Raw genomic sequence first — 14,438 nt, forward strand, 5'->3', positions numbered from 1 at the left:
AAAAAGAATGAATATCTTCAAAAGAGAATGATTATTTTTATACTGGAATAACTACTGAAATAACTTCTGGAATAATTGAAAAACACCAGAAATTGAAGGCGAAATGGTAATCGAGAGATATTAATTAAATTTTGCAATTAGATTAAGTAATGACTTTGATTACTTTGTAAGTTCAAAGGTTATTATTTATAAATATCTATGAATATGAGTCGGGGCATTATATTCTATAATTATTCTACATATTTTTTCTGTATAAATACTCGAACAATCAAAGATTAGTGAGTTATCTCAGATTCAAAATAATAAAAGTAGCACAATTTCATACTTTGTCCCAAAGATTTATAACAAACTAATTATAAGTAGTTTATGGAGTTCAAAAGTAATTTCCGAGATACCCCGAACTCCATAAAACATGCCCTAAGAGACACGATTAAGTTAGCTTTGCGCATATTTAAGCTTACCTGATTCTGTCTCCTGGGTGCTAAATAGGAGTATAAAATATGAAGTGTAATAAAAGTGGAACAGGCATATTTTTATTAGTAATGCTATTGGCTAGTATTGCATTGATACCAGCTGCAAGTGCACAAGAAAATGCGACTAAAAAGGATCTTTCCTTTGGTCCAGAAACTCTTAATGAACTGAAAAAGGATACGAATTTTATTGCTGCATATGGAAGTATACCAGCTTTCGAAACTTCGGAAGAGAGACAACAGTGGCTTGATAAGCTTAACAAAACATATACTAAAGCTAATAAAAATTATGATAAGGAAATATCAAAGCATTTCTATCCAAATGGTTCCGTTATAGCTTATGGTTATACTATTGATGGCGTTCTTAAGGTTGTAATCGAAAAAGGACAAGAACTGGATAAAACCAAAGAAAATGAAATCTATAATCTATTTTCTAAATATGGACAAGAAATTGGCGTAAAGAATATTCCACTAGTAATTTCATATGGAGATTTTCCTGTACCAACCAGTCGTACTAGCTCATGGAGACCCTTAATTGGAGGCATAAAAATAGTTTCAGACGGTAATGGTGGTTCTGCGACATCAACTCTTGGTTTCGCTGCAAGAACCGATAGTGGAACTAAAGGTTTTGTTATTGCTGAGCATGCTGCACCATTTATTGGGAGCAATGTATATCAACCCACTGCAACGAGTGCCAATTTAGTAGGAAGAGTAGCCAAATATAGTAACACTCATGCAGACGCCTCATGGGTTCCTTGTTCTAATGTTAAACCAGTGATATATGATTATGATACTGATCATACAAAAAATGTAGTATCATATGGAGATCCCGCGGTAGGAAACATGGTTTTTAAATCGGGTATAACAACAGGAAGAACAAATGGATACGTTACTGAGACAGGAACATACAGGTACAATTCCGGTGTTGGACGAACTTTATATAATCAATGTATTGCAGCATATAGGTGCGACGGTGGAGATAGCGGTTCCCCTGTATATAGTTTAAGTGGTACTACCGGTGCTAAGATTGTGGGAATCCACTGGGGAGGAGTGGGAACACGTTCTTCAAATGGCTACTCGACTTCGGTATTTTCCCCAGTTTCTGGGATACACAATGATTTAGGTGTATATCCTCTTAAAACATAAGCGTGCAGTTAGAAAACTTTGTTAGTACAGTTCACTTTTGGAAAAAATGCAACATAATAACGTAATATGCATTATTCAAAACTGATCCATACTAACTATTCCTTTATTTTTAATAAAGTCTAGTCATATTCAAAGAAATATTGAATTAAGAGGAAGCTACATGGGCTTAAAAATATCATATATTCTATTATGTGTTGTTGTAGTAAATATTTTAGGGAACTGTGTTTCAGGCTCTTGTTCCCAAAACGGAGATGGCATTGTGGAAAATTCAAGTAATAATAATTCTGAGAATGCAGATAACACTCCACAACGTTTACCACTTACCTTTGGTCCGGAAACTCTTGATAAACTGAGAAGTGATCCAGATTTTATTGCTGCATATGGAAGTATACCAGCTTTCGAAACTTCGGAAGAGAGAGACCAATGGATTGATACTCTTGGCAAAATAATGGAAGAAATAAATGCAAATTTTGACCATGAAATGTCAAAGTATTCCTATCCAAATGGTCCAGTAACAGGATGTGGTGTAACCATTGATGGTGTTCTAAAGGTAGGGATCAACAAGAGTGAGAAAGTTGAAAAGCCTTTTATGGACGAAATATATAAGATCTTTGACTCAAAAGCAAGCCAGATGGGGCTTAAGGAAGTCCCTGTGGTATTCGTATATGAAGATAATCCTGTGCCAGTTGCTACTGAAACGCTAAATTTGTCTATATCTAGAGAAAAAAATACTGGAAGACTTAGTAATTCTAATGATGATTCTGAATATAACAATGGAAATATTTCAAACATAAATAGCTCAAGTGAAAACGATTCGAGCAAAAATAACTCTACTCCAGGCTTTAGTTTATTGGGAGGTTTGACCTGCCTATATGGAGGGTGGAAGTTCAGCAAGAAGTAACACAGGGCTTGGATTGCCAGACCGCTAAATGATAATCTGTTACCTACTATGTCTGGAACGCGAAGTAAAGATAACCTGATGTATCGAAACTCCGCACATGTTCTAAGGTACTAAAACACTTTATTTTTTTAGGCGATGGATTTTGAGCAAAATCAATGAGGAAGTCACTATTTTGTTGTACTAGGACTTACACGGTTGAACTGATAAATCGATATGTTTTTAACCTTCAACATTTTAAACTTGATAAAACAAACCCTCTCAACAAACTTTTTCGCCTTATTTAAGTAAATTCGGCAGGCAGTGCTGTTTTTTTCTTTTCTCAACTTATTTTCCTTATAGCCAGTTCTGTTTCCTTTTTTCAGTTCACTTTTTCAGTTCACTTTCCTGATAATCAGTTTCTTCACAAACTTTTTGTTATTTTTTTCTTCATTGGCTTCGTATCCTTCTTTTTCTGAAACTTCAATCCAAAGTCTGAAGTTATAATCATTGCCTGCTCCAAGGTCTCGAATGCAGATTCCAAGAGGCTTCTCCCTTGTAGGTTCTTTTTTTCCTCGTAGTTTCTGGTGAAAAGTTTTTGCGGCAGCCTTTTCGGGAACAGGAGCAGAGATTACTCCGATCATTCCGCCATTTTCGTCCGTGGCAATAAAGGTTCTTTCCTTTTTCTCCTGCGATACTGAGACTTCCTGTTTTATGGCTTCCCGCCTGAGCTGGCGTCTGACCCTGCTCAGCGCGTCTTCGGCATTTCTCTTTTCGGGAGCAGGCCTGGAAACCCGGACTTCGGAAAGGTGTTTTTCTTTTCTCTCCGGCGGAACATAAGGATCTTTTCCGAGGAGTTCGTGCAGGAGCATAATTGCAGCATGTTTATCTAGGGATTCGTTATTGTTTCCGCATTTTGGGGACTGAATACAACTTGGGCAACCGTTTTCACATGGGCAGCTTTCAATTGCTTTTAAGGTGCCGTCAAGCACCTGTTCAATTAGGTCATAACCTTTTTCAGCGTATCCTACTCCTCCCCTGTGCCCGTCATAAATGAAGATTCCGCTTTTGCCTCCGAGATCAGGATGAGACGGAGTGGAAACTCCACCTACGTCGCTCCTGTCCACAAGCAGGTGAAGAGGGTACATTGAAATCATAGCGTGCTCAATTGCATGGATCCCGCCTGCAAAATCAAGTTTATGCTCTCCTACAAGTTCCTGAAGTTTATCCGGAAGCTTGAGCCACAGAGCCATTGTCTGAAGGCTGACAGGGGGCATCTCAAGGTTGTGAGCGCTCATTATATCATTGCTCTGAGTCTGGATTTTCCTGTAGCCTATAACTCTGTCCGTTACCTCGACTTCCCCAAGCCCAACTTCTACTTCCGGCACATGTAAAAGCGGCTTTATCGCATAGGTCTCCTGCACAAGCACAGACGAATCAATCATGGGTTTCGTATAATAGGTATCATGTGTCTTTACAGCATGAATTTCCTTCTTTTCGTGGTCAATCCTGTTTATGTAATAGGATTCTCCCCTGTGAATATAAACCGCCCCGGGATGGCATTCCCTGAAGGCAAGCGTTTCCTCAATGTCTTTTTCTATGGGGAAGCGTTTTTCTCCTTCAAAAGCAAGGAGCGAGTAAGTGTTATTATCGATTCCCCGAAGCGAAACGTGTTTGTACGGAAACGGGTTCGTCGAATACTTCAGGTTGCTACCTGCAAGCAGATCTTCGGCTTCCAGAAGTTCCACAACTCTTGGATACCCATTTCCGAAATATTTTTCATCGGACTCCCGCAGAGGAATCTCTTTTGCGGCACAGAGCAGGTGCCCTGCAAGGATATATGGATTTTTGGGGTTAAGCACCGCATTTTCACTGCTTCGTGTAAAAAAGTCTGCAGGGTTTCTCATGTAATATTGATCAAGGGCGTTTGTACCTGCAACAAGGACAACAAGGCTTTCATTTCCACTCCTGCCTGCCCTGCCTGCCTGTTGCCTGGCACTCATTACTGTACCTGGGTAGCCGTCCAGAATACAGGCATCAAGTCCTCCTATATCTATCCCGAGTTCAAGCGCATTTGTGGAAATAACCCCTCGAAGTTCTCCTGAATTCATTTTCTTTTCGATTTCTTCCCTTTCCCTGTCAAAATAGCCGCTCCTGTACGAACAGATGGCAGGGGAGAGGTTTCTACTCCTCAAAAGCTCCCTGCAGCTTTTATACATCCTCTCAACTCCCTGCCTGGACCGAGTAAAGGCCAGGGTCTGAAGTCCTGCCTGAACAGACTTTGCAAAAAGCGAAGAAGCCTCAGAAAAGCTGCTTCTCCGGAGTGTACATCCCTTATTATTCAGATAAAGTGGAGGATTCCAGAAAACGAATTGCTGGCTGCTCTGAAAAGAGCCATTATGCTCAATTATTGAGGCTTTTCGTCCGATAAGAGTTTCCGTATGGTCTTCCGGATTTCCTATGGTTGCAGAACAGCAGATAAATTGTGGAGACGCCCCGTAATACTCAGCCACACGTAAAAGCCGCCTGAGCAGGTTTGCCATATTGCTGCCTATAACTCCCCGATAGTAGTGGCTCTCATCAACGATTATGAACTTAAGGTTTGAGAAAAAACGCCTCCATAGATGATGCCAGGCAAGAAAACTCATGTGAATCATTTCAGGGTTTGTCAAAACAACATTGGTTTGCCCTTCTCTGACCCTCCTCTTCTCTGCCTCTGAAAGAGCGCCTGTATAACGGGCTATGCCTGCACCTGATTTCAGCGCCTTTTCAAATTCCAGAAAGGATTTTAACTGGTCATTTACAAGTGCGTTTAAAGGAGAAATGTAAAGGGCAGTTGCTTTAGGTTCATTAAGAATAGTTTCAAAAACAGGAATCATATAAGTAAGGGACTTACCACTTGCCGTGGTCGTGCAGAGTACAATGTCTTTTCCTTCCCGGATATTTTCTATGGCCTCTACCTGATGAACATAAAGATCTTCGATTCCGATGCCTGAAAGGGCTGCTTTTACTTGAGGTTTAAGCTCCAAAGGAGAATACTGAGCTTCTCTTACAGGAATTTTCTCATTATGAACGATCTGATTTTCATAGCGGCTGGAAGTTTTTATCTGATCTAGAAAGCGGGATATGTCCATTTTTTTTCGGCACCGTTTTATTTTATCCGGGGAATGTTATTTTTATAGTATTTTGCTTTTTTGTTCCTATTTTTGGTTATCTCTATCTTATTTTGAAGCGTCTCCACCTCCAGAGCTGCCATTAACATTGTTCTCTCTATTTAGATCTCCAGAACGATTTATATTATCTTCTAGATTTATATCTACAGAATAGGATGAAGACGAGACGTTCCCACAACTGTAGCTAGAAGAATCATAGCCAGATCTATTAGATCTATTATAATTGTAACTTATGGGATAGAAGTGACTTTCTTCTAGCTGGTCAGATGGGACAACCAGAGCCATATTTTGAAGATTTTCCTTTGCGACTCCCAGAGAGGCTGCATACACTACATAAGAATCCCAGATCTTTATTGACTCAGGAGAATATTCTTTGAGAGCCGAAAGATCTGTAAGATATTTTTTAAAATTGTCCCATTGTTTATAGTAAAGGTTTCCTTCAGGGGTCCAGCGCCCAAATATCGTTATGAATGTGCCTGAGCACCTTATCATGACAAAACCGAAAATCCCGATTAAACTGGTCAGTACATTTATCTTTGAGGCCAGAGGAAACACGTTTGAAGGGAAAATTCCCGAAATTAGAATATAATAAACAATTGCGGCTAATAGAATTGATCGGGAAAAGAAATTCATATATTTGTTTCCTGTTGATTGGAATAATTTATCAAACTCAATGTGTGCTTCAACTTTTCTATTCCACGCATTTATAAATCGATAAAAATCCGTTCCGTTTTCAAGATCTTTTTTAAATTTTTCCCAAGAAACATTTCTTTCAAAAGCATGAGCTTTTAATAAATAAAGCACATCTTTTTCAAAATCTTCAAGCTCAAATAAGTTTTCATTAGGTTCCGAATATATCTCGTCGTTGACAAGTTCGATCATAAAGTTTTTGGATTCGGGCTCTGGAGTGCTTAATGAATCTGTGTCTTCGGGTTTTAAATTTCGCAAAGAGATGTAATTGCGGTTAGCAAGATCCATAAATGTAGCAGTAAATCCTTCTATTTTAGAAATTCCCATTCTTCCACTGATAATAGCATTAACGACTGCGGGTTTTGCATCTGAAGGAGGTTTTCTTTCATACGTCTCTTTGTAATCTATTTTCTCTTCTCTTCCATATCTAAGGTATATAAGAAGAGGAAATGCCAGTACAAAAAATGCAAACAAAACAGTCTTCCTATAAAGGTCGTCTAAGATCAAGGTTTTCTGTTGATATACTTTTTCAACAGCTAATGTTTCTTTGAGTCCCTTGGTATTGTCTATCTGGACAAAATTGGGATTGGGGGATTCAATTCTTGAGAAAATCGCTTTGATTTCATACCATTGGGTGGAAGGGATCGCGCCTGTCCTTAAACTAATTACATTATCTTCTATATGCACTTCTTGAGTATAAGCAGCCGGATGAATCCAGTATTTGAGTTCACTTTCGTTTTTCATCGGAAGCTTAACGTTTCCTTTAAAGCTCTTCAGAGGTTTCTCCCATTTTCCTCCCCACAGCTTATAACTAAATTCAGAGACATCCCTGTAAACTTTTACTACACCATAACAATCGTATGAAACAAAAAGAGTAACCTTTTCTGGAGTAGGATCTGGAAGCTTGCCTATTACTATATATCCTTCTGGAATCCTTTCGACTTTGAGTGTACACGCTTTATCTGAACATTGTGCCTCAACATTCCGAATAGATTCTCCAGGTAACGCCTTGAGTTCTCTATGAATATCAATGTAATGTCCATCAAATGCATATGAAACCGATTCTTCAACATGGGCTATACCCTTTGCATTAACAGTTATATTTGTCTCAGCTTCTTCAAGTGAGTATTTTGCACTTGCTAAGGACACTAGGCAAAGACAAAGCAGCAAAAGAATTATTGATTTAAATAACAACGAATTAATGTTTGCCTCTCTGGCAGCTTTACAAGAGCCATTCGAAAGCCCCAATCAAGTTTCCCCCAACCCTATATTATTTCCCAGATTATTATATTATCCAGAATCTTTTTAATACTTAGGTTCAAACTGGCTCGCAGATTCCTGTTTTATGTAAAGTTTAGGTTGGGCAAATATTCTTTATAAGTATGTGAAACATATAATGAAACATATAATCATACAATCTTCTCAAATAGATTGATATGAGCCCATCCAAAAATCAAAACTGTTTCTCTAAATATCAACGTGTAGAGAATCAATCGAGCTCCATATCATGAAAAATAGTCCTGAAAACTCTTAGTAGTGTGAGAATAAAATTGGTTTTGGGCTGACCTCAAAAAGAGATTATGCCATTAAGTTCTAATCGATCTTCTAATTTATCTCTCCTAATTATAAAAAGTGATTTGAAATCTTACATTTTATAATCAATTTTATATATAAAAACTTAATATAAAATTAATAGCATTAGATTTTTATTACGCTCCGTTTGGTTTTACATTATTTGAATCTGTCTCAAAAATGATATTGAAAGAACTACTATGGAATGCAGGGTAAATGAAGCAATTCTATACATTGCTCAGATGAGATAAAGTAAAAGAGAAATGTTTATGTCATTATCAAAATCTCCATGGATTATACACGTAAATTGTAACAGTTGTAATGGCTGTGATATTGAAGTAATAGCTTGTCTTACTCCTATATATGACGCTGAAAGATTTGGTGTTTTAAACATCGGTACCCCCAAGCAAGCAGATATAATGGTGGTTACAGGCGCGGTAAATTATAAAAATGTGAATGTGCTTGTAAACATCTATAACCAGATCCCAGATCCAAAAGTTGTTATAGCAGTCGGCGCCTGTGCATCCACAGGTGGAATTTTCCACGGCTGCTATAATGTAATAGGCGGAGTGGATCAGGTCATACCTGTAGACATATATGTTCCAGGCTGTTGCCCGAGACCTGAAGCCATACTTGATGGAATCGCAGCGGCTCTTCCGATACTGGAAGATAAAAAGAAAAGGAATATCAAAGGAGAAGAGGTAAAACTTAAAGAAACAGAGATCCCGGCGCTGGGGGATTCCCTGGGCACGCCACGTTGAATTAAAAGCGATTTAGTCTTTTTGATTTAGTTATATAAGAACCGTTCATTTGTGTTTTTCTTTTTATTCGGTTCTGCTTCATTTTTATAATCTTCTGTATCTCTTTTTGTTCCATTCGTATTGTTTTTTTGTTTCACGTGTTATTGTTTTTTAGTTTTTTTCTAACTTTTCTTGGTAGTGAATTAAAGGTTCTGCAAAATCGGATTAACCATGCACTCTCTTTACCCTGGGATGAACTCTCTTTATCTTTGGATAAACTCTCTAAAACTGGATGATTTTTGTAAATCTGTAACTCAAACGAGTGTGAAAATAATATACATTGAGAGTTTATAGAGAAAGAGTATAAGGAATTAACAGCTAAAAATTTATAGAGTTTGAATAGATTTCCAGGTTCGCCTGAATTCTGTAAGTCTAGGAACTTATGATGCCGAAACTTGATATGATGCTGAAACTTGAAGTGTAATACGAGGAACTAAAGTTACTCATCTTTTTGCGGTGGTTGGTATGAGCAAAATCAATAAGGAACTCTCTATTTTGATTATTTTTTTAATTCTCACAGTATTTGCGGGAACATTTATGAAAACACCAGTTGATACGAAAACGCCAGTTAAAGAACTAAAAGTAGCTGGTTTCTTTATCGAATTTGAAGACGGAGTTTCCGAATCGGAAGTTAAAACTATTCTTGAAAGCTACAACCTTACTATGAACTATAGCATAAAGTACAATACTGATTATATGGAGGACAAATACTACATAATATTAGACAAAGACAATTGGGATATAAGGCGTGAAATTAGTAAAGGGATGAAAGAAGAGAAAAAAGACTGGATTACATCTTCTCCTGCTCATGTAATCAGGAAAGGAAATGATTACGTATTTACGGTATCTGAACAAGCGATCCAGGATGAAAATTTTCTTGCTATACTGAAGAAATACAACATTCAAGTGGAAAAGTTCGTCGAGTGCCTTGTTCGTTTTGAAAAGCCGGATGGATCCAGATATTGGATTCCAGAAGAAGACGCAATCAGAACAAAAAATAAGCTTGAAATGAACGAAAGTATTTTTTCTGTAGATATTGACTACATATGTGATCAGTAGTTTTACGTTTGAGCGACAATCTTGATACTGCTTATAACTCATTTATATTTTTTGTATATTTCGCCTTACTCTTACTTTGTTTTCTCTTCTTTAATTTATTTCCTCTCTTTTATCTTTGCCCAAACTCTTTAACTTTTAATCAGCTTGTGAACAGGCAAAGCTTTAAATCAGATGGTTCAGTTTATCGCATGTTTCATTTTCGGGATTAGGTCCCGTTGGAATGTAGTCCTGCAGGCAGGGCTGAACCGTGAAACAAAAGTGAAACTTGGTGTTTAAATTGGTAAAATCTTTTTATACATACGTACGTGATGCATGGAAAACCCCTGGTGAGACTTACGTGAACGAGCTACGCTGGGAGCGCATGCAGGTCTGGAGAAAGCAGGGATCCGTGACCAGAATCGAAAGACCCACAAGAATCGACAAGGCACGCTCCCTTGGATACAAAGCCAAGCAGGGTATTGTCGTTGCCAGGGTAAAGGTACGCCGCGGAGGACTTGGTAAAACAAGGTTCAACCGTGGAAGAAGGACCCAGAAAATGGGAGTAAACAAGATCACAGGCGGCATGAGCATTCAGAGAATTGCTGAAGCACGTGCAGACCGCAAATACCCGAACCTCGAAGTCCTGAACTCCTATTGGGTAGGGGAGGACGGAAAGAACAAGTGGTATGAAGTCATTCTTGTAGACCCCCACCACCCTGTAATAAAGAGCGACAAGAACCTGAACTGGGTATGCGACCCGTCTATCAGGGACAGAGCCGCAAGGGGTAAGACCAGTGCCGGCCGGAAGGGCAGAGGCATGTCTACACGCGGAAAAGGTACTGAAAAGACCAGACCGAGTATCCGTGCACATCAGAGTCGAGGCAAGTGATTCATCACATAATACTGCGTGTGATCGCCCACGCAACCGAAGACGTATCCAGAGTCCGTGCGGCTCTGGACTTTTTTTTATCCGGTGCCGGCGTCCGGGAAGGAAGCAAACTGATTGAAGAGATCCAGGCTGAAGGGCACCATGGAAATCCCATTACCATCTTGAGCGTGCAGCTTAAAAAAAAGGCAGACTGTCTGAGTTTTGCCCATTTTGTTCGGGAAAGATTTTCTGAAAAAGACGTAGTAAGGCTCAGGGAAGAAATGCCTGAAAGGCTGGACGACAACCAGGTCTTCCATCTCCGCTTTGACAAGCAGGCTGCATACCTGCAGCAGGTAAAGCTGACTAATTCTTCGGATGCGATCACTGCAAAAGTCAAAATCGAGACCTATCCGAAGAACCGGGAAAAAGCCGGAGCTATTGTGGAGGAATTGTTTGGGTAAACCGAAATTCTACGATTTTTGCGTTCATGCAGTGCCTGATGGGGAGAACACGATTGAGCAACTTTCTACCCTTGCCAGACATTTAGGGTACAGCGGGATTGCGCTTGCAAATCATTCTGATAAACTTCCTCAATCACAGCCTGTATTACCCACCACTAATGAATTTGAGGTTTTTAGGGGTATCGAACTTGTGGAGGAAAACCCTTCGAAACTTCATGGGCTTATAGGAAAATTCCGGAAATCCGTGGATGTCTTAATAGTGCACGGAGGTTCCGAAACTATCAACAGGGCTGCACTGGAAAATCCGAGGGTAGATATCCTGAACCATCCAGCTTTTGATAAGAGTAACGGATTAAACCAAGTGCTTGCAAAGGCTGCGGCTGAAAATGATGTTGCAATCGGCCTGACCCTGAGACCACTCCTTCATTCAAGAGGCCCAAGACGAGTTCGTCTGTTGTCGGATCTAAGAGCAAACCTTGACCTTGCCAGAAAGTACGATGTTTCCCTTCTTCTTTCGAGCGATGCAATGTCCTGTTTTGATCTTCGCTCTCCTATGGAGACTCTTGCTCTGGCTGAGATTTGCGGGCTTGAAGAAGACGAAGCCCTTGAAGCCATCACTACTGTGCCCGAAAAAATTATTTCAAGAAGCCGCCCTGGTCCAGGCTATATTAGAGAAGGTATTGAAGTGCTTGAGGAGGGAGATTGCTTTTGAAACGCCTGCTTCCTTCGCTTCGTGCGAAAAAGCGTTATTTGGCCTTTGAGTTGATTTCCGAGGCACCAGTCAGCAGGAGTGATCTGATCAAAGAGGTCATGTACACGGCTTCTTCCTTGCTTGGAGATATCACTACCAGTGAATGTGATATCAAAGTGCTTGGGTTCGAAGACTCAAAAGGTATTATCCAGTGTTCTCATACAAAAGTAAAAGAAACGAGAGCTTCTCTGGCAACTCTCACAAGGATCAACGGAAAAAGGGCAACTTTGCATATACTTGGAATTTCAGGCACGGTTAAAAGGGCAACCGAGAAATTTCTTCAAAATCGTACTACCTTTGAGTCCGAAATCAATATAAAATCCAAAACAGCTGAAGAATGATAAGCTGAGCAGGATTCAGGAAAGTTAAATTCTGAGTTTGGGATAATTATATAGTTTTTCTGGTTACTGGCTTTTGTGCCAGGGTTGAAAATTTTCAACTTTTAGGCTGTCAGAAAACCATTTAGTAAACTGTCAGGACGCTGTCTAATATATACTATGATGAATGAGTATATTAATGAGTATATTAGTGTAACAAGCATAATATTTATTGGCAAAGGATTATTGACAGAAATATAGCTGGTCCAGAAATTAAATCAGGACTATTGTAGGTCTGAATAAAAAGCAGATCGAACCCTGGTAGGGTGAATCGGTGTAAACTAAAATCTTTCTATAAAGATCTCAAAATCTGGCTTTAAGCACCGGAAAATTCCGGGTCTCACAAGCATTATAACTGAGTAAATACACTTTATTAACGACTTAGTTAACATTGGAACTAAACCTTAAGAACATTAAAAGGGTTCTCGTGTACGAGAATCCAGATCCTTGAAAAGTACTTTACAGGGTAGAAATGCCTTTGAATTCCCTGTAATGAAGTATTTTCAGCAGGTTTCGTTCGAAAAAATCTCTCAGGATTGAAAGCTCCGAATAAAAGGTTAAAAACTCTAATAAGGAAGAAATACGTTATAAGAAATCAAAAGTCGGTTTCCTTGCCTGAGTGCTGGGTCGGGGACTTTAAGCTCCTGAATCTTCGGGATAGACGCGCATCAGTTCATATTTACTGACCAAAGCCTTTTTGGGTAAGGCAGTGATTTAGCTGACGAGCCTGCGGATAGAGATCCTTAAAGGAAGAAAGACCGGTTTCTTGCCGGGAAAATGAAAACAAAATAAGATAGAAATTAAGGGAGATACGGAATATGCAGATGGCACCACAGATGGGCTATGATAGGGCAATTACGGTTTTCAGCCCTGATGGAAGACTTTTTCAGGTAGAATATGCCCGCGAAGCGGTCAAGAGGGGAACAACAGCCGTAGGAATTAAGGCAGCTGATGGGGTAGTGCTGCTCGTTGACAAGCGAATAACCAGCAGGCTTGTAGAAGCCGAATCAATCGAAAAAATTTTCCAGATTGACGACCACATAGGAGCTGCAACTTCAGGGCTTGTGGCAGATGCCCGCTCTCTTGTTGACAGAGCCCGTGTAGAAGCGCAAGTCAATAGAGTTTCTTATGATGAACCCATAGGTGTGGAGGTTATCTCCAAGAAAATCTGCGACCACAAGCAAACTTACACTCAGTACGGCGGAGTTCGGCCATACGGGACTGCACTTCTGATTGCAGGCGTGGACGACAATCTTCCCAGGCTCTTTGAGACTGACCCGAGCGGTGCTCTTCTGGAATACAAGGCAACAGCCATAGGCGCAGGCAGAAGCGCGGTCGTTGAGGTTTTTGAAGCTGAATACAAGGAAGATATGAATATTGATGCAGCTATCCTTCTAGGTATGGACGCACTCTATAGAGCTGCCGAAGGCAAGTTCGATGCCTCTACTCTTGAGGTGGGTGTTGTGTCGCTTCAGGATAAGAAATTCAGGAAATTAGTTCCTGAAGAAGTTGAAAATTATGTTCAGAAGATCCTTGAGAAACACAGGGAACCTGAACACAAAGAATAAAATCTATATATATTTGAAAGTGAGTACTCAGAGAATCTTTGGATTCTCAAAATTATTATATTTTGGAGAAGGTATTTGAAAATGGTGTCCCTGGACGAGGCAGTGACTGCTCGGCTTAAAAGAGGCAGCAAACACTTCGAAGTCCTGGTCGAGCCCGAAGGAGCTCTGGCCTACAAGCGAGGAGAAGACGTAAGCCTTGAAGATATTCTGGCGGTTGAAACTATCTTCGAAGACGCAAACCGAGGGGACCGAGCAGCAGAATCCGATATTCTCAACACTTTTGAGACAACGGATCCCTTCAAGATTGCTGCCGTGATCCTGAAAAGCGGGGAGCTTCAGCTCACTGCTGAACAGAGAAAACGCATGCTTGAGGAAAAAAAGAAAAAAGTTATCTATACCATTTCCAGGAATGCAATAAACCCCCAGACAAAAGCACCTCATCCTCCCGCAAGGATAGAAAAGGCGATGGAAGAGGCAAAGGTGCATATAGACCCCTTAAAAAGCGTGGATCAGCTGGTCAATATCACAATGAAAGCCATTCGCCCGCTTATACCTATACGCTTTGAAGAGATCAGTATTGCTGTGAAAATCCCTCCCGAATATGCTCCCAAAGCATACGGAGATATTTCCAAGATAGGAAGCATTAC

The 14,438-nt window shown here is 39.9% G+C and carries 12 protein-coding genes; 10 read left to right on the top strand and 2 right to left on the bottom strand.

What is annotated here, in order from left to right; translation table 11 throughout:
• The first annotated feature begins 500 nt into the window (after positions 1–500).
• Together BP861_RS00020 and BP861_RS00025 are read left to right on the top strand one after the other, a co-directional pair.
• Complete coding sequence (locus BP861_RS00020; protein WP_292371349.1) at positions 501–1,616, top strand: S1 family peptidase; 1,116 nt, start codon at positions 501–503, stop codon at positions 1,614–1,616.
• Between the two features lie 160 nt (positions 1,617–1,776).
• Positions 1,777–2,517 (top strand): hypothetical protein, encoded by a 741-nt coding sequence (locus tag BP861_RS00025; protein WP_292371350.1) that lies wholly within the window; start codon positions 1,777–1,779, stop codon positions 2,515–2,517.
• 371 nt (positions 2,518–2,888) lie between these two features.
• Here BP861_RS00025 and BP861_RS00030 read toward each other — a convergent pair whose 3' ends face one another.
• On the bottom strand, positions 2,889–5,627 hold the full coding sequence (locus BP861_RS00030; protein WP_292371351.1) for a DEAD/DEAH box helicase: 2,739 nt from the start codon (positions 5,625–5,627) through the stop codon (positions 2,889–2,891).
• Positions 5,628–5,714: 87 nt separating this feature from the next.
• Positions 5,715–7,505, bottom strand: a complete 1,791-nt coding sequence (locus BP861_RS00035; RefSeq protein WP_292371352.1) for a DUF2207 domain-containing protein — start codon at positions 7,503–7,505, stop codon at positions 5,715–5,717.
• A 692-nt stretch (positions 7,506–8,197) separates the two neighbouring features.
• Here BP861_RS00035 and BP861_RS00040 point away from each other — a divergent pair.
• From BP861_RS00040 to BP861_RS00075, 8 genes are all read left to right on the top strand, one after another.
• The gene (locus BP861_RS00040; RefSeq protein ID WP_292371353.1) at positions 8,198–8,689 is read left to right on the top strand and encodes an NADH-quinone oxidoreductase subunit B family protein; all 492 of its coding nucleotides are present in this window, start codon (positions 8,198–8,200) and stop codon (positions 8,687–8,689) included.
• A gap of 504 nt (positions 8,690–9,193) precedes the next feature.
• Positions 9,194–9,787, top strand: a complete 594-nt coding sequence (locus BP861_RS00045) for a UPF0228 family protein (RefSeq protein WP_292371355.1) — start codon at positions 9,194–9,196, stop codon at positions 9,785–9,787.
• A gap of 277 nt (positions 9,788–10,064) precedes the next feature.
• Positions 10,065–10,655, top strand: coding sequence for a 50S ribosomal protein L15e (locus BP861_RS00050; RefSeq protein ID WP_292371356.1), 591 nt, complete (start codon positions 10,065–10,067; stop codon positions 10,653–10,655).
• Complete coding sequence (locus BP861_RS00055) at positions 10,652–11,095, top strand: RNA-binding protein (protein ID WP_292371357.1); 444 nt, start codon at positions 10,652–10,654, stop codon at positions 11,093–11,095. Before BP861_RS00050 ends, BP861_RS00055 begins: the two co-directional genes overlap by 4 nt.
• On the top strand, positions 11,088–11,807 hold the full coding sequence (gene rnp3 / locus BP861_RS00060) for a ribonuclease P protein component 3 (RefSeq protein ID WP_292371359.1): 720 nt from the start codon (positions 11,088–11,090) through the stop codon (positions 11,805–11,807). The genes BP861_RS00055 and rnp3 overlap by 8 nt, the downstream gene beginning before the upstream one ends.
• Entirely contained in the window at positions 11,804–12,187 is a 384-nt protein-coding gene (locus BP861_RS00065) for an Rpp14/Pop5 family protein (RefSeq protein ID WP_292371460.1), read from the top strand. Before rnp3 ends, BP861_RS00065 begins: the two co-directional genes overlap by 4 nt.
• Before the next feature lie 854 nt (positions 12,188–13,041).
• On the top strand, positions 13,042–13,791 hold the full coding sequence (gene psmA / locus BP861_RS00070) for an archaeal proteasome endopeptidase complex subunit alpha (protein WP_292371361.1): 750 nt from the start codon (positions 13,042–13,044) through the stop codon (positions 13,789–13,791).
• Positions 13,792–13,872: 81 nt separating this feature from the next.
• A partial coding sequence (locus BP861_RS00075) for a ribosome assembly factor SBDS (protein WP_292371462.1) occupies positions 13,873–14,438 on the top strand: 566 nt, incomplete at its 3' end.

Source organism: Methanosarcina sp. UBA411 (genome assembly GCF_002495725.1).
In the GTDB taxonomy this organism is placed as follows: Archaea; Halobacteriota; Methanosarcinia; order Methanosarcinales; family Methanosarcinaceae; genus Methanosarcina.